Source organism: Paraburkholderia kirstenboschensis, from assembly GCF_032806925.1.
GTDB classification, from domain to species: Bacteria; Pseudomonadota; Gammaproteobacteria; order Burkholderiales; family Burkholderiaceae; genus Paraburkholderia; species Paraburkholderia kirstenboschensis.
Genome location: NZ_CP136513.1, coordinates 2,646,630 through 2,665,105, shown reverse-complemented (window position 1 = coordinate 2,665,105; position 18,476 = coordinate 2,646,630). Strand labels below are relative to the sequence as shown.

Below are 18,476 nucleotides of genomic sequence, written 5' to 3'. Positions count from 1 at the left end.
CTTCTATGCCGCCGCGTGACGCGTCGCAGCAGCAGTAATGTGGAATCTGGCGATGCGATCTGGGACGATGCGAACTTATTGCGCGGGATACGTCAGTCATTCGAATCCAGGACATCGAGATGCACAAGCGGCTCGCCCGAGCGGCTCGCCTGCACCATCATGCCGATCGCGTTCTCGAAGTTTCGCGTAAAGCGTTCGGTATCAAATAGCGGAGTAACGGTGATATTTGCCGCTAATTTGGCGCGTAGCGCACGGCGGAAATCAGCATCGCGCCCAACCCGTACAGCGATTTGGACCATCTCGTCGACGTCCTTGCCGACCAGTTCCGCCAAATTCACTGCGTTCAGCAGGCTTTCGCTTACGCGCGACGCGAAGTGCGTGCCCCGTGCCGTAATGACTGGAACGCCGGCCCACAGCGTGTCCGAGGTAGTCGTGTGACCGTTGCAGACGAGGGCGTCAAGCGCCGCGTCCGCGAGCTGCAGACGAGCGATATGCCGATCCGGTGGAGCGAACCCCGAGAAAATCAGCCGCTCCGACACCACGCCGGCCAGCTCTGCATGGCGCCGCAGGTTGCGCTCCGCACTTTCGCCCTGATTCAGCAGCCACAACACGCTATCCGGCACCTCGGCGAGCACCCGCATCCAGGCATTAAAGCTGACTCGATCGATCTTGTAGGACTGGTTGAACGCACAAAACACGATAGCTTCGTCGGGCAGTCCGTGTGCCGTACGTGAGCCTGCATCGCCGGCGATCGGGCGCTTGCGGTCGTTGCATTGATACGAGTGCGGCAGGCGGCACAATTTTTCCGAGTAGAACGCGGCACTGTTATCGGGGGTCACGAACCGATCGGACACTAGGTAGTCGATGAACGCGGCTCCCGTGCTTCCCGGAAAGCCGAGATAAGCCACCTGCAACGGCGCAGGCCGGTACGCCATGATGGCGAGACGCCCCCAGCCGGTATGCCCCTTCAGATCGAATAGAACGTCCAGTTGGTCTTCGGCAATGCGCGCAGCGGCACTGGCATCGGTCATCGCGGTGATGTCGACATGATGCTCGACCGCCCGGAGAAAGCGCTGCCGATAGGCCGAAACATCCGGCGGACTGGAATCGTAAGCAAATACCTCAAACCGCTCTCGGTCGTGACACTCGAACAGGCCCGCCATCAGGTGCATCGTGGCGTGATTGCAGAAGTCCGACGAAAGATAACCGACGCGAATGCGCGCTCCCGCGCCGCCCTTGCGCGGCGCGGTGACGAGTGGAGTCACCGAAGGGAGCACCCGCGCGGCGTAGGCTCTGGTGACCTCCAGGTTATATAGCTCGTTGGCACACCATGTGAGGTGCGTCAGAGGGTATTCCTGTGTGGCGCCGTACTGCCCCTGGGCATAATGCGCGCTGATGCGTTGCTGCAGCGATTCGATCCAGTCCCATTCGCATGTAAAGCGGGCCGGCACCAAAGCCGCGCCAAGAATGGCTGGATCCGTGGCACCGGATCCAACGATCTTCTTGAACACGTTAGCCGCCTCTTCGTACGATTCATTGCTTTGCAACAACAGCGCCGCGTTCGACAGGTAATGATTGTTCCCGGTACTCGCGAGCAAGCGCCGCGCAAACGGCACACCGTCCCGATAGCGATTCGCATTGAACAGTGTGGTAACGAGCGCATTCAATATTTCATCGTTGCCCGGATCTTCGGCAATAGCGAAGGTCAGGCATGAAAGAGCCTCGTCGATATGGCGCTCTGCGCTCAACATCAGACCAGCCACCAGCCAGTTGCGCGCACCGCCGCCCACCGCTCCCGCCCTGCGATAGGTCTCGATCGCCTCGCGAGCCTGCCCCGAAAGCCTCAGTGCTTCGGCCTTAAGGGTCAAAAGGCCAGGGTGATTTGGCTCCTGGTCAAGCAACTCGCCTAGCTGCTTCAGCGCGCTCGCGGTCTGCCCGTTGTGAATCTGGTGAATCAATACATCGATCAGGTTGTTTTCGGTGGCCATGTCCAGACCGGCCTGTTACCGGTCACTAGAAGAAATTGTTAGCTCGCGGGTACGAGGCACATAGCCGCGGCTGCCGCGTGGTCTCGGCACTTCAACCGACAGATCTTGCCGGTGATCGTCCGATCGTTGCCAGAAGTCTTGCCCACGGCGAGTATATCTACTTGCTGCTTGCGCAAAGCACAAAGTCCCGGCGCGAATCGCTGAAACTGTGAAGAAACGCCGGGCGGCATGCTATCGCCGTCCGGCTGTTTCTCTCGATTCACCGCACCACTTGCCCGTCCCGGCCCGAACAGCTTCGGCGACGACTTCCGCCTTTGTCCGATCGGACCGACACGTGCTCGCGGCCGCCTGCTTTAAAGGTTCAGATACGCCACCTGCGTCGTAGACATCGCGCTAACCTGCGCGCTAGTCAACGCGCCCACCTGGGTCGTCGTAAGCGCAGCGATCTGGGTGGTCGTTAACGCCGCCACTTGCGTGGTCGTCAGCGATACCACCTGCACCGTCTTCAGCGCCGCGATGTCGCCCGTCGACAGCGAACCAAGCTGTGTCGTGCTCAGGGCCGCGACGTCAGAAGTCGTCAGCGACGCGATTTGGCCAGTCGCCAGCGCGGCGATCTGGGCCGTCGACAGTCCGCCCTGAACCTGAGTGGTCGTCAACGCCGCCACCTGCGCGTACGCCAGCGCGGCCACCTGCGCGGTCGACAGGACCGACACCTGAGTGGTCGTCAATGCCGCGACCTGGCTCGTCTTCAGCGCCGCGATGTCGCCCGTCGAGAAGGCGCCCAGCTGCGTTGAGCTCAGCGCAGCCACGTCGGTCGTCGTCAGCGCCGAGATCTGGCCGGTCGACAGTGCGCCTACCTGCGCCGTTGTCAGTGCGCCCACCTGCGTGGTCGTCAGTGCACCTACCTGCGTGGTCGTCAGCGCGCCCACCTGCTGCGTCGTCAGCGCGCCTACCTGTGTGGTCGTCAGTGCCGCGACCTGGGTCGTCTTCAGTGCCGCGATGTCGCCCGTCGACAGCGCGCCTACCTGGCTCGTGCTGAGCGAGGCCACCTGCGTGGTCGACAGTGCGCCCACCTGCGTGGTCGTCAGCGCGCCTACCTGTGCCGTCGACAGCGCACCTACCTGGGTGGTCGTCAGTGCCGCGACCTGGGTCGTCTTCAGTGCCGCGATGTCGCCCGTCGACAAGGCACCCAGCTGCGTCGAGCTCAGTGCCGCCACGTCAGTCGTCGTCAGCGCCGAGATCTGGCCGGTCGACAGTGCGCCTACCTGCGTCGTTGTCAGTGCGCCCACCTGCGTGGTCGTCAGTGCGCCTACCTGCGTGGTCGTCAGCGCGCCTACCTGTGCCGTCGACAGCGCACCCACCTGCGCCACCGTCAGTGCCGCAACCTGGCTCGTCTTCAGTGCCGCGATGTCGCCCGTCGAGAAGGCGCTCAGCTGCGTTGAGCTCAGCGCAGCCACGTCGGTCGTCGTCAGCGCCGAGATCTGGCCGGTCGACAGCGCACCTACCTGCGCCGTTGTCAGTGCGCCCACCTGCGTGGTCGTCAGTGCACCTACCTGCGTGGTCGTCAGCGCGCCCACCTGCTGCGTCGTCAGCGCGCCTACCTGTGTGGTCGTCAGTGCCGCGACCTGGGTCGTCTTCAGTGCCGCGATGTCGCCCGTCGACAGCGCGCCTACCTGGCTCGTGCTGAGCGAGGCCACCTGCGTGGTCGACAGTGCGCCCACCTGCGTGGTCGTCAGCGCGCCTACCTGTGCCGTCGACAGCGCACCTACCTGGGTGGTCGTCAGTGCCGCGACCTGGGTCGTCTTCAGTGCCGCGATGTCGCCCGTCGACAAGGCACCCAGCTGCGTCGAGCTCAGTGCCGCCACGTCAGTCGTCGTCAGCGCCGAGATCTGGCCGGTCGACAGTGCGCCTACCTGCGTCGTTGTCAGTGCGCCCACCTGCGTGGTCGTCAGTGCGCCTACCTGCGTGGTCGTCAGCGCGCCTACCTGTGCCGTCGACAGCGCACCCACCTGCGCCACCGTCAGTGCCGCGACCTGGCTCGTCTTCAGTGCCGCGATGTCGCCCGTCGTCAGCGCGCCCACCTGACTCGTGCTGAGCGAGGCCACCTGCGTGGTCGTCAGTGCGCCCACCTGCGTGGTCGTCAGCGCACCCACCTGCGCCGTCGACAGCGCACCCACCTGCGCCACCGTCAGTGCCGCGACCTGGGTCGTCTTCAGTGCCGCGATGTCGCCCGTCGACAAGGCACCCAGTTGCGTCGAGCTCAGCGCCGCCACGTCAGTCGTCGTCAGCGCCGAGATCTGGCCGGTCGACAGCGCGCCTACCTGCGCCGTTGTCAGCGCGCCTACCTGCGTGGTCGTCAGTGCACCGACCTGAGCCGCCGTCAGCGCACCCACCTGCGCGGTCGACAGTGCGCCTACCTGCGTGGTCGTCAGCGCGGCGATCTGGCTTGTCCTCAACGCGGCGATGTCTCCCGTCGACAATGCACCCAGTTCGCTCGTACTCAACGCCGTTACGTCGGCGTTAGTCAGCGCGGCGACCTGGCCGGTCGACAACCCGGCCACCTGGGCCGTTGTCAGTGCGCCCACCTGCGTGGTCGTCAGTGCACCTACCTGCGTGGTCGTCAGCGCGCCTACCTGTGCTGTCGACAGCGCACCCACCTGCGCCACCGTCAGTGCCGCCACCTGGGTCGTCTTCAGTGCCGCGATGTCGCCCGTCGTCAGCGCGCCCACCTGACTCGTGCTGAGCGAGGCCACCTGCGTGGTCGTCAGCGCGCCCACCTGCGTGGTCGTCAGCGCGCCTACCTGTGCTGTCGACAGCGCACCCACCTGCGCCACCGTCAGTGCCGCGACCTGGGTCGTCTTCAGTGCCGCGATGTCGCCCGTCGACAAGGCACCCAGCTGCGTCGAGCTCAGCGCCGCTACTACTGGATTTGTCAAGGCAGACACCTGCCCCGTCGACAACACGCCTACCTGCGTCGTTGTCAATGCGCCTACTTGCGTGGTCGACAGTACAGCGACCTGGGCCGCCGTCAGCGCACCCACCTGCGCTGTCGACAGCGCACCCACCTGCGCCGACGTCAATGCCGCGACCTGGCTCGTCTTCAGCGCCGCGATGTCGCCCGTCGACAAGGCGCCCAGCTGCGTTGAGCTCAGCGCAGCCACGTCGGTCGTCGTCAGCGCCGAGATCTGGCCGGTCGACAGTGCGCCTACCTGCGCCGTTGTCAGTGCGCCCACCTGCGTGGTCGTCAGTGCACCTACCTGCGTGGTCGTCAGCGCGCCCACCTGCTGCGTCGTCAGCGCGCCTACCTGTGTGGTCGTCAGTGCCGCGACCTGGGTCGTCTTCAGTGCCGCGATGTCGCCCGTCGACAGCGCGCCTACCTGGCTCGTGCTGAGCGAGGCCACCTGCGTGGTCGACAGTGCGCCCACCTGCGTGGTCGTCAGCGCGCCTACCTGTGCCGTCGACAGCGCACCTACCTGGGTGGTCGTCAGTGCCGCGACCTGGGTCGTCTTCAGTGCCGCGATGTCGCCCGTCGACAAGGCACCCAGCTGCGTCGAGCTCAGTGCCGCCACGTCAGTCGTCGTCAGCGCCGAGATCTGGCCGGTCGACAGTGCGCCTACCTGCGTCGTTGTCAGTGCGCCCACCTGCGTGGTCGTCAGTGCGCCTACCTGCGTGGTCGTCAGCGCGCCTACCTGTGCCGTCGACAGCGCACCCACCTGCGCCACCGTCAGTGCCGCGACCTGGCTCGTCTTCAGTGCCGCGATGTCGCCCGTCGTCAGCGCGCCCACCTGACTCGTGCTGAGCGAGGCCACCTGCGTGGTCGTCAGTGCGCCCACCTGCGTGGTCGTCAGCGCACCCACCTGCGCCGTCGACAGCGCACCCACCTGCGCCACCGTCAGTGCCGCGACCTGGGTCGTCTTCAGTGCCGCGATGTCGCCCGTCGACAAGGCACCCAGTTGCGTCGAGCTCAGCGCCGCCACGTCAGTCGTCGTCAGCGCCGAGATCTGGCCGGTCGACAGCGCGCCTACCTGCGCCGTTGTCAGCGCGCCTACCTGCGTGGTCGTCAGTGCACCGACCTGAGCCGCCGTCAGCGCACCCACCTGCGCGGTCGACAGTGCGCCTACCTGCGTGGTCGTCAGCGCGGCGATCTGGCTTGTCCTCAACGCGGCGATGTCTCCCGTCGACAATGCACCCAGTTCGCTCGTACTCAACGCCGTTACGTCGGCGTTAGTCAGCGCGGCGACCTGGCCGGTCGACAACCCGGCCACCTGGGCCGTTGTCAGTGCGCCCACCTGCGTGGTCGTCAGTGCACCTACCTGCGTGGTCGTCAGCGCGCCCACCTGCTGCGTCGTCAGCGCGCCTACCTGTGTGGTCGTCAGTGCCGCGACCTGGGTCGTCTTCAGTGCCGCGATGTCGCCCGTCGACAGCGCGCCTACCTGGCTCGTGCTGAGCGAGGCCACCTGCGTGGTCGTCAGCGCGCCCACCTGCGTGGTCGTCAGCGCACCCACCTGCGCTGTCGACAGCGCACCCACCTGCGCCACCGTCAGTGCCGCGACCTGGGTCGTCTTCAGTGCCGCGATGTCGCCCGTCGACAAGGCACCCAGCTGCGTCGAGCTCAGCGCCGCTACTACTGGATTTGTCAAGGCAGACACCTGCCCCGTCGACAACACGCCTACCTGCGTCGTTGTCAATGCGCCTACTTGCGTGGTCGACAGTACAGCGACCTGGGCCGCCGTCAGCGCACCCACCTGCGCTGTCGACAGCGCACCCACCTGCGCCGACGTCAATGCCGCGACCTGGCTCGTCTTCAGCGCCGCGATGTCGCCCGTCGACAAGGCGCCCAGCTGCGTCGAACTCAGCGCAGCTACGTCGGTCGCCGTCAGCGCGGCGATCTGGCCGGTCGATAGTGCACCTACCTGCACCGATGTCAGCGCGCCTACCTGCGAAGCCGTCAGTGCTGCCATTTGCACGTAGGTCAACGCGGCGACCTGGCTGGTCGCCAGGCCTTGGATCTGCGCAGTTGACAACGCGCTCACTTGACTGGTCTTGAGCGCAGCAATATCTGCGCTCGAAAGAGCACCGAGCTGCGACGAGGACAAGATCGCCAGCGCGGCCGTACTAAGGCTAACGATGTCGGAGGTCGACATCACCGCGATTTGTGCGGTCGTCAACGCGGGGGCTTGGTTCGTAGACAACGCCGCGATGTCGGACGTCGAAAGCGCCCCGATTTGTGTGGTCGTCAGTGCGGAAATTTGCGCCGGCGACAATGCCGATATGATTGAAGTCATGAATCATCCCGTAGCTATGGTCTTTTCTGAGCGGCGTTCTTACCGCCCTCGTTGTCTTTGAACCTCGATCCTCGAATCGACGCCTAGTTCTGTCATGTTATCGGCGAGTGATTACCAAAACTTTAGGACGATTACCAAAACTTCCCGGAAGCCTATATCATTTCTCAAGCCGTTTGGCTCTGCTCGATGCGGGCCTCAAGGGCGAAGACACCGTTGTCGGGCGCCACGCAAATAGCGGATTTGCAACTCCACCCAGCGAAGCGGGATCGCCGTCCAAAGCTTCGATTTTGTGACGTGAAAACGGAAGAGTGCGAGAAAGGAAAAGGAGTGTCAGTTGCATCACGGCAACGATCGATCACACGCCTCGCACAGGTCGACAATATGATTCGGTTTGGCTTTACGCCGCCGCAGAGTCGTGCTGCATCCGCGCACGCTCTCCTTTTCCCATGCAATTGGGACGGGCATACTTCGGGGGCGACGGATATTCGCGCCTGCTCCTATGAGGGAACGGGCAGCCAGTCAGTCGAGCACGTCCGATGGAGGAGGCGTAATGAACAACATCGTCCTCGTGGGGTCGTCCGGCCATGCAAAAGTGGTCATTGACATTGTCGAACGGGAAGGAAAGTACAGCATTGCCGGGTTAATCGACGCGTTCCGGCAGATAGGTGAACAGACGTTAGACTATCGCATTCTCGGCACGGAAGCAGATCTTCCACGTCTTGTCGCCGAGCACGATATCAAGGGGGCGCTCATTGCGATCGGCGACAACCTGGCGCGGTCGAATATCGCGGCAAAGGTCGCAGAGTATTCCCCGCAACTGCCGTTCGTGAGCGCCATTCATCCTCGCGCAACGGTAGGCCGAGGCGCGACCGTTGACGCCGGCACTGTGTTAATGGCCGGAGCGGTGGTGAATCCTTGCTGCCGGGTCGGCCGGTTCTGTATTTTGAACACGAATTCGTCGCTGGATCACGACTCCATGATGGACGATTTTTCGAGTCTGGCGCCGGGGGCCGTGACGGGTGGGAATTGCCGGATCGGCCGATATGCCGCCATCAGCATCGGCGCGGTTCTTCGTCACGGAATAACGGTGGGCGAGCACAGTGTCGTTGGCGCAGGAGCTACAGTCCTGACGGACGTCGATCCTTACTCGGTCGCCTATGGCAGCCCTGCTAAAAAGGTGCGTGACAGGATGGCAGGAGAGCGCTATTTCTAAGTAGATTACCGCATGCAGGCTTCGAGTGGCGCGGAGATCCGCACTTCACCGGCCACGATATCCGCGATTCGCTCAATGTTTTCGTTCGACAAGGCCGGGTAAATCGGCAGACACAGTACTTTGAGTGCGGCGTCGGCAGCGACTGGCAGGTTGTCACGGTGCGCCGAAGGCAGCCCACGGTACATCGGGAAATCCGAAATCAGCGGGTAAAAATAGCGCCGCGCATGGATCTCGTTGTCGCGGAACTTCTGATAGAGCGCGTCGCGGCCAATCGGATAGTCGGCCTCCACCAGGATAGGGAAGTAGGCATGGTTCGACGTCTTCTCGCCGACACCCGGCAGGCAGCGGATGCCGGGCACGTCGCGCAGCAGTTCGCGGTACATTGCGTCGATTTCCTTGCGGCGGGCCAGCGCTGCGTCTATGTGCTGTAGCTGCAGCATTCCGAACGCCGCGTTAATCTCACTCATCTTGCCGTTGATCCCGGACGCGACGACGGTGACTTCATCGACAAAACCGAAGTTTTTAAGGTGATCAATCCGCTGCTTGGTTTTCGCGTCGGGACAAATGATCGCGCCTCCTTCAAAGGTGTTGAAGACCTTAGTCGCGTGGAAGCTGAGTACGGACAGATCGCCATGCTGCAGCACGCTGCCGGCCTCGGATTGCACGCCGAATGCGTGAGCCGCGTCGTAGATCACCCTCAGGTTATAGTTATCGGCAATCTTCTGAATGGCGTCGACATCGCACGGATGGCCATAGCAGTGAACCGGCATGATGGCCGTGGTCTGGGGCGTGATCGCTGCTTCGATTTTCGCGGGATCGAGATTGAGCGTGTCCGGGTCGACGTCCACAAAGACCGGTTTGATGCCGTTCCAGAGCAATGAATGGGCGGTCGCAACAAAGGAATACGGCGTGGTGATGACCTCGCCCGTGATGCGCAGCGCCTGCAGCGCAGTGACCAGAGCAAGCGTGCCGTTGGCGAACAGTGCGAGATGCTGCACACCCAGATATTCACACAACGCTTTTTCGAGCTGATGGTGAAACGGGCCGCCGTTGGTCAATACCTTGCTGTCCCAGATTTTTTCCAGATAGGGGATAAATTCGCGCAGCGGCGCGAGATGCGGCTGGGTGACGTAAATCCTTTCATCCGCTTGTGGCTGGACCACGCGGACAGTGGCGCTGGCACTCATGCTTGCCTCGATGTCTTGATATGCCTTTCAGGCGTCGTCCGTTGCAGCGACCGGCTGTGCTTGGCGGGTATCGGCCGGGTGGCCGGGAAGGGGCGCGTCGAAAGAAACGGGAGGCTCCCCTGCGCACCAGCGTTGCCACATCACCCGCAGTGCACCCGCCAGCCCGGCGGCGATAGTCGCCGGCTGGAACATGGCCGACTGCGCGCAACGCTCGCGCAAGCCTGTCCGGAGTTCCGCGAGTTCGGAGAGGTTGGACGCCCAGTACAAGCCTTTCTGAACGAAATCCTCCTTGTCCTGCGCGATGAAGGCGTCGAGTCCGACTTGGGCTAGCGACATGGGGCCGCCGCGGCTGGCTGCGGTCGAGCCAGGCAGCGTAATCGTGGGCAAACCCATCCACAACGCGTGAAGGGTGGTCGTACCGCCTGCATAGGGGAACGTATCCAGGCAGATGTCCACGTGATGGTGCTGCTGCATATACGCGGCCAGCGCGGCGCGGGGACGGAAATCGAGCCGTTCCCGCGCAATGCCCTCGGCGGCGAACCACTCGCCGAGTCCCCCGTCGCTGCCGTCTTCGGGCATGCCGCCGACCACCATTCGGGCATCAGGCAGCGCCCGCAGCAGTTTTGCCCACAGGGCAATCACGTCAGGATGAAGCTTGTTCAAACGGTTGAAGCTGCCGAAGGTCACATAGCCGTTACGGAGCGCCGGAAGCAGGTTGATCGGCGGCGACACGGCTGGTGGCTGGAAAGGCGCGACGGCGGGCAAACGGGCGATCTTCTCGGTGAACTGATCTTCGAATCCGGCGGGCACCAGGAATCGGTCCGCCAGGTAGTAGTCGACTGCCGCAAGGCCTGTGGTGCCGGGATAGCCAATCCAGCTTGCCTGAATGGGCGCGGGCTTGCGGGCAAACGTCAGCAGGCGGTTGCGCGCAGTATGCCCGGAAAGATCAATCAGAATATCGATGCCATCCGCGCGAATTTTTTCCGCCAATGCCGCGTCACTCATCCCCCATACCGATTGCCATGTCGAAACGTATCCGTGCAGACGTTGCGTGATCTGATCTTCACGCGTGAAGTTGTAATAGACGTGCAGCGACAAATGCTCGTTGCCCGCAAGGTGAGCGAGCACGGGTTCGACGAATGTCGAGACGGCATGATGGAACAGGTCGGCGGAGACGAGACCGATCCGCAACTGGCGCGCCGGATCGCGCGGGTTGGTGTGCCGAGGCCAGGCCGGGCGCAGCGGTGCTTCAAACTGTTGCGCGAAATGGCAATGCTGAGCGAACAGCGCCGCCGCGTCGATCTCGCGATTATGACTCAGGCAAAACAATATGTTGTGGTGTGCAAACGCATTGTCTGGCTGGATTTCCAACGCACGTCGAAAGCAGGCTTCCGCATCCAGGGTGCGCCCCTGATCGAGATGCACCGTGCCTAGCGTGTTGTGCGTCTCGCTGGCGTCGGGCCACAGTTCGATCGCGCGGCGGCAACTGGCTTCGGCTTCACCGAGCCGGCCTTGTGCGTGCAGGATCATACCGAGTACCCGGTGCGCTTCAACGTAAACCGGATTCAGTGCGAGAAGCCGCCTTGAAAGACCTTCGGCTTCGTCGAACGCTCCATTCATTCTCAGAATATCGGCGAGCACGCCTCCCGCCTGGATGTCATTGGCGTCGAGTTCGACTGCCTGTCTCAGCGGCTCGACGGCGTCGTCATGGCGCCCCAACGCGTGCATTGCGACGCCGAGTACCCGCCAGCCGATCGGGTGCGTAGGAAAGTGTTTCGTGAGCGATTGCGCTGCGGCGGCCGCCTCGGCAATGCGTCCACTGTTGAACAGCATCACGACTTCTTCCATCTGTCGTGGGCTTGGCGCGCTATTTTTGGCGCCGCGGGTCGCCGTCGTCCGTTGCTTCGAGGAAGTCGGCGTCGATCCGGATTGAGGTACGGCGCCGACATTGTCGGGCTCGGCATGCGCAACGTTGGAAGCGACACTGATAACGGGCGGCGATGCCGGCGCGTGCGCCTCGGTCTGAGCAAGCAGATGGACTAGCGCATCCACCGCCGATCCTCGCAGGCCGCGCTGCTGGGCTACCTCCAGCATCAGCCACCCGGCGCTTGTTTGCCCGGCTCGCCGCAACGCGTCGATATAGCTTGCCCAGTATTGCCCCTGATCCGGATTGCCCCCAACTGCCGCTTCCAGATGCGGTAAAGCGGCCTCGAATTGCCCCCTTTGTACCGCGACTAACCCAAGATTGTAGTTGGCGTCGCCATAGTGCGGGCGAGCCTCCAGAATGGTCCGATAGAGCATTTCCGCGCTATCGAGCGCGCCATTTTGATGCTCCGCGATCGCGGCCTGCATGACCATCTCCAAGTCCTGCTCAAACTGGAGCTCATCGGACGAAGCGGCGTCTACGGGCACTACTGGCGGAGGAGTCATGGGCGTCGAATCATGATTGGCGATCTGAGCAGAATTATGGGCGGCGTCAAGCGTGCCTGAACCGGTGAGATGAGCTGTAAAGCCGTGCCTGTTTGCAAGATCGGGGTTAACACGTGGGCGCTGTGGCGCAGCGCGTACGAGTAGGCTAGGCCGTCTTTGCGGCAGGTCACAGAAGGTGTATCAGCCGTGAGGGCGGCTGGTTCGGTGCGGAAAAAAGACCCGCAAGAGGCGGGCCTGAGGTGAGCGCGCCCTGACTTCAGCGCGTTGTTCTGGTTATCCGTTTCTGACGGGGCATCGTGCGGACCGCGTTGCATTCAGAATTGCGCGACCTGCTGATACTGGCCGGTCGCTTTTGCGCGAATCATTGCCGCGCGGTACTCGGCTTGCAATTCGACCTGGGTTGTTTGCGCATTGGCGAGAACGGTCGCATCGATCGCCTGAATCAGGCGGATCATTTCGAGCGCGGCCGGATCCTGATCCGCGCTCAGCGATACGAGCAGCGGCGAGCGTTCCTCGGTCAGGCGCGCGGCCTCGGGCCAGTCGGCCAGCGCCGCCGCGTCTTCGATCGCGTGCGTGAGCGACAGCAGGTGTTCAATCAGTGTGGTCTGGTTCACGTCTGGTCATTCCTCGTCGATCAGGCCTTGTTGGCGGACAGCGAACCCTGGCTGTTCGTGCCGCCGAACAACTGCGTCAGATACTGGGAGTTGTTGTTCATCGTCGCCATCAGGGTGTTCAAAGCGGTGAACTGAGCCTGATACTGGTTCGTCAATTGCATGGTGTAGTCGGCCAGCGTGGTCTGCTGGGTGGCAATGCTCTTCAGGTCGTTGTTGAGCGCGGTCGTGCGCGTATCGATGACGCCACCCGTCTGGACGAACGATGTGATGCGGTTGTTCAGCTGCGCCGCGATGCCGTTCGTGGAATTAAACAGTGATGCAACCGTCGTGGCGTTGTTCTGCAGGGCGCTGTTCAGCGTTGTCGTGTCCGTTTGCAGCGTGCCGTCCGCTTGCAGCGTGATGCCGATCGAGGCGAGGTTGGTGCTCGACGTTCCGGTGCCGACGCCGCCGCTGACGATCGTGCTGAGGGTGTTCTTGATCGTGTTCAACGTAGGGTCGCCCAGCAGCGGACCTTGCGCGCTCGACGACTGAGTGCTGTCAAACGAAGTCAGCGTGCCCATCGTCGTCACGAGCGTGTTGTAGAGGCTGACGAAGTTCGTGATCGTGGTCGCTTGCGAGGTGGTGTCCTGCGCCACGGTCAGCGTCTGGGTCTGCGCGGCGCCGACCGCCGCGGACGTCAGATTGAGCGTCACGCCGGCGATCGCGCCCGTGACCGTATTGCTCGAGCTGCTCGCGGCGACGCTACCAATAGTGAACTCCGCATCTTGGGCGGCCGTGCTTTGCGTCCAGGCGATGCTGCCGGAGGACGTGATGGTCGAGGCGGCGCTGCCCGTGCCGGCGGTCGATGTCACGCCGAGGCTTGAGAGTCCGTTGTTGTTATTCAGGTTGCTGACCGACACGCCGATTGTGTTCGCGGCGCCCGTCGTCGCCGAGTTCAATACAAGGTGTGCGCCGCCGGTGCCGGTAACGATTGTCGCCGTCACTCCTGGGTTACCGCTCGCGGAATTGATCGCGGCGGCAATGCCGCTGAGCGTGTTATTGGTCGAATTGACATCGACGCTCATCGACTTGCCGCCGACCGACACCGTCAGCGTGCCGGTGCCGAGCGTCTGCGTTGCGGCAAACGCGCCGGACGTCAGCGATTGCGCCGTCGCGATTTGTGTCACGTTAACCGAATAGGTGCCCGCCACCGCGCCTGTGCCGGCCGTTGCGGTGATTCCGGTGCCGCTTGCCGTCGCACTGAACTTGGAGAGCATCGTACCGTCCGACAACGACGTCAGACCGGCTTGCAACGCGGTCAGCGCCGCTTTCAGCGTGCCGATTGCCGACAGTTGCGTGTTGTCCGAGGTTTTCTGCGTGGTGAGGGCCGTGGACTGGCCGGCTGTCTTTGCGTTGACGAGCGCCGTCGCGAGCGACGACACATCCAGCGACGAATTACCGGTCGAGCCGCTGATGATGGACTGTGCGGCCTGCTGAAGCGCAGCGTTGGTGCTCGCGGTCGTACTCGCGGTAGACGAGGTGGCGGACGAGATCGTTGACATGCGGTTGCTCCGTGCGTCGGTGAATCTGTAGGGCTTGCGTCGCTTTCAAGTGCACTGCGGGAGGCAAGCCTCCCGTTGAATCGAAACTACCGCGTACGCACCGCGCATGGCGCGCAGTGCGTACGCGGTTACAGTGCGAAGCCCTTATTGCAGGAGCTTCAGGACTTGCTGCGGCAGCGAGTTTGCCTGCGCCAGAACCGAAATGCCAGCTTGTTGCAGCACTTGCGCCTTGCTCAGGTTGGCGGTTTCTTGGGCGAAGTTGGCGTCCTGGATTTGCGATTGTGCTTGCGACAGGTCGGTCGACTGAGCTTGCTGGCCGGTGGCGATTGCCGTGAAGCGGTTCTGCACAGCACCCAGTTGCGCCTGAATGTTGTTCACAGTGCTCAGCGCGTTGTCGATCGATTCGATCGCCTGGTTCGCGCTGGTGGCCGAGCTGACATTGACGTTCGCAACCGTGGAGAGCTGGTTGTTGTTGTCGACGTTGGCGAACTGGCTGGTCGGTGCCGTTGCGAAAGCGATCGTCGAGCCGGCCGGTGAGGTGCCGGCGGTGACGTTGAACAGGCCGGTCGCTGCACCCGACGCCAGCGTGGCGCCATTCTGGTCCGCGAACGTGAAGCCACCAGCGCCGTCGGATTTGATCGTCACCGACGTGATCGCGCCAGCCGTGCCCGGCGTAACGTCAAGACCCGTCGTGCCGCTGACGTTGATGCCCTGAATCGTGCCGAGCACGACCCCCGAAGCGGTCGGCGGGGTTGCCGCGTTGGCGGTCGAAATCGACGAGAGTTGCGTCGCTGGGTCGAGCGCGCTGGCCGCGACTGCGGACAGCGTCATTGCGCCACCTGCACCTGCCGCGGTCTGAAAGAGCGCGGTTGTTGCGGTCGACGAAATGGACTGATTGTTCTGGTCGGTGTACGCGAAGCCACCTTTGCCGTCGGCCAGAACGTTGATCTGCGTGATCGCTGGCGTTGCGCCGGCCGCGGTTGCCGCGCCGGCAGCTGTCAGGCTCAGGCCGGTGAACGTGCCGAGCACGTTGCCCGATTGCGCGAAGCCGCCGCCCAGCGACGCTGCCGACAGACTTTGCGTCAGGTTCAGGCTCATCGACTGGCCGACGTTTGCGCCGACCTGGAAGTTGACGACGCCGGCCGAGCCGTCGAGGATGCTCTTGCCGTTGTACGTCGTTTGTGACGCGATACGGTTCACTTCAGCGATTTGCTGCGAGACTTCCTGTTGCAGTGAAGCCTGGTTGGCCGACGTCAGCGAACCGCTCGATGCTTGCACCGCCAGTGTGCGGATACGTTGCAGGCTCGATGTGATCTGCGCGAGACCGCTCGATGCCGTTTGCACCATCGACACGCCGTCATTCGCGTTCGACACGCCCTGGTTCAGGCCGTTGATCTGCGTTTGCATGCCGGTCGCGATGGCCAGACCTGCTGCATCGTCAGCCGCGCTGTTGATGCGCTTGCCCGACGACAGGCGGGTGATAGCTTGCGACAGGGCGCTTTGCGAGCCGCTGAGGTTTTGCTGTGCAACCAGCGAGTTGATATTGCTATTGATTCCGAGCATGGAAAATCTCCTAAATAAGCCTGAGCCCAATACGCCACGTTGGCATCGGCGGAAGCACTCGTTCATTGCTGGCCGCCTCAGTGAAGGTTGACGGCCCTCCTAAAAAAAACTTGAGGGACTTTCTGTTGTCGCGATCCAATCGCCACTAGGGGCAAGGCGTGCGCGCCCCGCCCGACAAGGGTTTGCGGCGCGATTCACGGGTGCGCTGCAGGATTTGAAAAGGCGGCGTATTCTCTTTTTCTCTTGAGAATGAAGCCGGGAGAAATCATGCAAAGACGCCGCATTGGACGCTCGGAATTGCACGTGGCACCGCTTATGTTCGGCGGCAATGTATTCGGCTGGACCGCCGATGAAGCGACGTCGTTTTCAATTCTGGATGCCTTCGTCGACGCCGGACTGGACTTTATCGATACCGCCGACGTGTATTCCGCCTGGGCGCCCGGCAATCAGGGAGGCGAGTCCGAAACCATCCTCGGAAAGTGGTTCCGGCAGAGCGGCAAGCGCGACAGGATCGTGCTTGCGACCAAAGTGGCGAAGCATCCGCGGCGCAAGGGACTGTCGGCTGCGAACATTCAGGCGGCGGTCGAAGACTCGCTGCGCCGCTTGCAGACCGATTACATCGACGTCTATTTTTCCCACGAAGACGACACCGAAACGCCGCTTGCCGAGACGCTCGGTGCTTACCAGAGGCTGATCGAAGCGGGCAAGGTGCGGGTCATCGGCGCGTCTAACTACAGCGGTGCGCGCGTCGAGGAGGCGCTCGCCGTTTCCCGCCAGCACGGGCTGCCCGAGTATCAGTTGTTGCAGCCGGAATACAATCTATATGACCGGGCCGAATATGAGACCGACATTGAGCCGGTCGCGGTAGCCCATCAATTGAGCGTGGTCGTCTATTGGAGTCTTGCGAGCGGATTCCTCTCGGGAAAGTATCGTTCGCGGCAGGATCTGGCCAACAAGCCGCGGGGCAGCCGCGTCGAAAAGTATCTGAACGAACGCGGTTTGCAAATTCTCACGGCGCTCGACCGCGTCGCGGCGCGGCACGGCAGCACGCCGGCCAGCGTCGCGCTGGCATGGCTGATTGCGCGCCCGAGCGTGACGGCGCCGATTGCGAGCGCGACGTCTCTGCAGCAGCTGGAAAGTCTTGTCGCCGCGGTTCATCTGACGCTGACGAGCACCGACATCCGCGAACTGGACGATGCGAGCGCATGAACGGCCGGGATGGCCTGGCGTAATCCCTAAACCCCTGGTAGCATGGAGAGTTTCCTGATATCATCGGGAGTGAATTGAGATCTTTGCCTGTTTCGTCATCGGTTTTCCGTTGGTGAAAGGTTGGCGAAACGGCAGCAGGCGCGGCTTTGCAGTCGTCTGTCCGCGTTCCGCGGTGAGCTCCACACCTCTCTTTTCCGGCCTCCGTGGCCGCATTGCCTCTCGTTTCATTCGTGGTTTGGCCGGGTTCTACCCGCGTTTGCCTGTTACTGGCCATGAATCGAAACGACCGGAGGGCCGGCGCGTGAGCGGTCTCCGCCACGCAATCAACCCATATCAAGTGATTGAGTTAGGAATTACATGACGACGATTCTTCTGAAGGAAAACGAGCCGTTCGAAGTGGCGATTCGCCGCTTTCGTCGCGCAATCGAAAAGAACGGCCTGATCGCGGAACTGCGTGAGCGCCAATCGTACGAAAAGCCGACTACGGCACGTAAGCGCAAGAAGGCTGCTGCTGTGAAGCGCCTGCACAAGCGCCTGCGCAGCCAGATGCTGCCGAAGAAGCTGCACTAAGCAAGCTTCTCAGCACACGTCAAAACGGCGGTGTGAGCTTCGAAAGAAGCCACACCGCCGTTTTGCGTTGTGGTCGCATGTTTTGCGGTCTTTGATCGGGCGAGCGCGGCGCCGCACACAGGGCGTCGCCAAGCGACGCTCCCGGCGTGGTTACGCCGCGCTCTTCAGCTTGTGCACAGAGAGCCCGAATTGACGCGCGATCGAGTTCAGGCGCTCGTCCCACTCCCACGTGCCGAACACGTCGTGCACGTTTTGCAGGCAACTGAGCAGATCGACGGTGGCCTGATCGTACACGTTGATGCGCGAGCGCAGCAGCGCTTTCCTCAGCGCGGCCACACCCACGTCCATATAAGCAGGCGCCGCGACGCGCGTCTTGCCGATATAGCGCACGGGCACGCCTTCCATAGCCGTCATATAGTCGCGCCGCTTGATGAAGTTGCCGACAGGGCAGCCGCCACAATAGCCGCGATAGGCGCCGCCCCCCCGTGGCAGAAGCGCGGCGCGCCTCTGGCTGAAAAGGTGGCTCACGGCCTGGTCAAAAATGTCCTGATGCGTGAGAAAGGTAAGGGTTTTCATGGTTGGTCTCGCAATGCTGCGCGGTGGTTACTCGTTGTTGAGCGCCTGATACCAGTATCCAGCCTGCGTTCGTTGGCCAAGCGCCGACTAGCATGGCGAAAAGCCTTCAATTCCAGGCTTTGCCCGCGGCTTTTCTGCGTGACTCGGGCGGGCGCACGCGGGGTCCAAGCGGGGCTCGCAGCGGCAAACGCAGCGGCGCTCATAACCGTATAACGACCGGCATCCGCGAAAAGCGCAGCAGGGCTTTACCGGATAGCGGTTTCGACCGGTGCGCGAGGACCGTGCAGACTGAGAAACGTC

11 protein-coding genes and 1 pseudogene are annotated in these 18,476 nt (G+C 62.7%); 3 read left to right on the top strand and 9 right to left on the bottom strand.

The features are described from left to right. Window positions 1–92 precede the first annotated feature (92 nt). The 3 genes and pseudogenes from RW095_RS34670 to RW095_RS34665 all read right to left on the bottom strand — a co-directional run bounded on the left by RW095_RS34670 (window position 93) and on the right by RW095_RS34665 (window position 7,273). Entirely contained in the window at window positions 93–1,511 is a 1,419-nt protein-coding gene (locus RW095_RS34670) for an O-linked N-acetylglucosamine transferase, SPINDLY family protein (protein ID WP_317020309.1), read from the bottom strand. A 294-nt stretch (window positions 1,512–1,805) separates the two neighbouring features. Next, window positions 1,806–1,988, bottom strand: a pseudogene (locus RW095_RS41595) (tetratricopeptide repeat protein); the annotation flags it as partial. Window positions 1,989–2,341: 353 nt separating this feature from the next. Continuing rightward, window positions 2,342–7,273, bottom strand: a complete 4,932-nt coding sequence (locus RW095_RS34665; RefSeq protein ID WP_317020308.1) for a beta strand repeat-containing protein — start codon at window positions 7,271–7,273, stop codon at window positions 2,342–2,344. 550 nt (window positions 7,274–7,823) lie between these two features. Between RW095_RS34665 and RW095_RS34660 the strand changes: the two genes are divergently transcribed. Continuing rightward, a complete protein-coding gene (locus RW095_RS34660) occupies window positions 7,824–8,486 on the top strand; it encodes an acetyltransferase (protein WP_317020307.1) in 663 nt (220 codons plus the stop codon). 5 nt (window positions 8,487–8,491) lie between these two features. Here RW095_RS34660 and RW095_RS34655 read toward each other — a convergent pair whose 3' ends face one another. The 5 genes from RW095_RS34655 to RW095_RS34635 all read right to left on the bottom strand — a co-directional run bounded on the left by RW095_RS34655 (window position 8,492) and on the right by RW095_RS34635 (window position 15,821). Continuing rightward, entirely contained in the window at window positions 8,492–9,673 is a 1,182-nt protein-coding gene (locus RW095_RS34655) for a DegT/DnrJ/EryC1/StrS family aminotransferase (RefSeq protein WP_317020306.1), read from the bottom strand. A gap of 27 nt (window positions 9,674–9,700) precedes the next feature. Continuing rightward, window positions 9,701–12,025, bottom strand: a complete 2,325-nt coding sequence (locus RW095_RS34650; RefSeq protein WP_317020305.1) for an O-linked N-acetylglucosamine transferase family protein — start codon at window positions 12,023–12,025, stop codon at window positions 9,701–9,703. Window positions 12,026–12,417: 392 nt separating this feature from the next. Next, window positions 12,418–12,717, bottom strand: a complete 300-nt coding sequence (locus RW095_RS34645; protein WP_317020304.1) for a flagellar protein FliT — start codon at window positions 12,715–12,717, stop codon at window positions 12,418–12,420. A gap of 20 nt (window positions 12,718–12,737) precedes the next feature. Next, window positions 12,738–14,258, bottom strand: a complete 1,521-nt coding sequence (gene fliD / locus RW095_RS34640; protein WP_317020303.1) for a flagellar filament capping protein FliD — start codon at window positions 14,256–14,258, stop codon at window positions 12,738–12,740. 144 nt (window positions 14,259–14,402) lie between these two features. Continuing rightward, the gene (locus RW095_RS34635; RefSeq protein ID WP_317020302.1) at window positions 14,403–15,821 is read right to left on the bottom strand and encodes a flagellin N-terminal helical domain-containing protein; all 1,419 of its coding nucleotides are present in this window, start codon (window positions 15,819–15,821) and stop codon (window positions 14,403–14,405) included. Window positions 15,822–16,088: 267 nt separating this feature from the next. Here RW095_RS34635 and RW095_RS34630 point away from each other — a divergent pair, with 267 nt between their 5' ends. Together RW095_RS34630 and rpsU are read left to right on the top strand one after the other, a co-directional pair. After that, window positions 16,089–17,030: an aldo/keto reductase gene (locus RW095_RS34630; protein ID WP_317020301.1), complete on the top strand. Its 942-nt coding sequence runs from the start codon at window positions 16,089–16,091 to the stop codon at window positions 17,028–17,030. 357 nt (window positions 17,031–17,387) lie between these two features. Next, window positions 17,388–17,600: a 30S ribosomal protein S21 gene (rpsU, locus tag RW095_RS34625; RefSeq protein WP_006050883.1), complete on the top strand. Its 213-nt coding sequence runs from the start codon at window positions 17,388–17,390 to the stop codon at window positions 17,598–17,600. A 150-nt stretch (window positions 17,601–17,750) separates the two neighbouring features. Here the strand turns inward: rpsU and RW095_RS34620 are convergent, their stop codons facing one another. Then, window positions 17,751–18,176 (bottom strand): hypothetical protein, encoded by a 426-nt coding sequence (locus RW095_RS34620; protein ID WP_317020300.1) that lies wholly within the window; start codon window positions 18,174–18,176, stop codon window positions 17,751–17,753. Window positions 18,177–18,476: the final 300 nt, after the last annotated feature.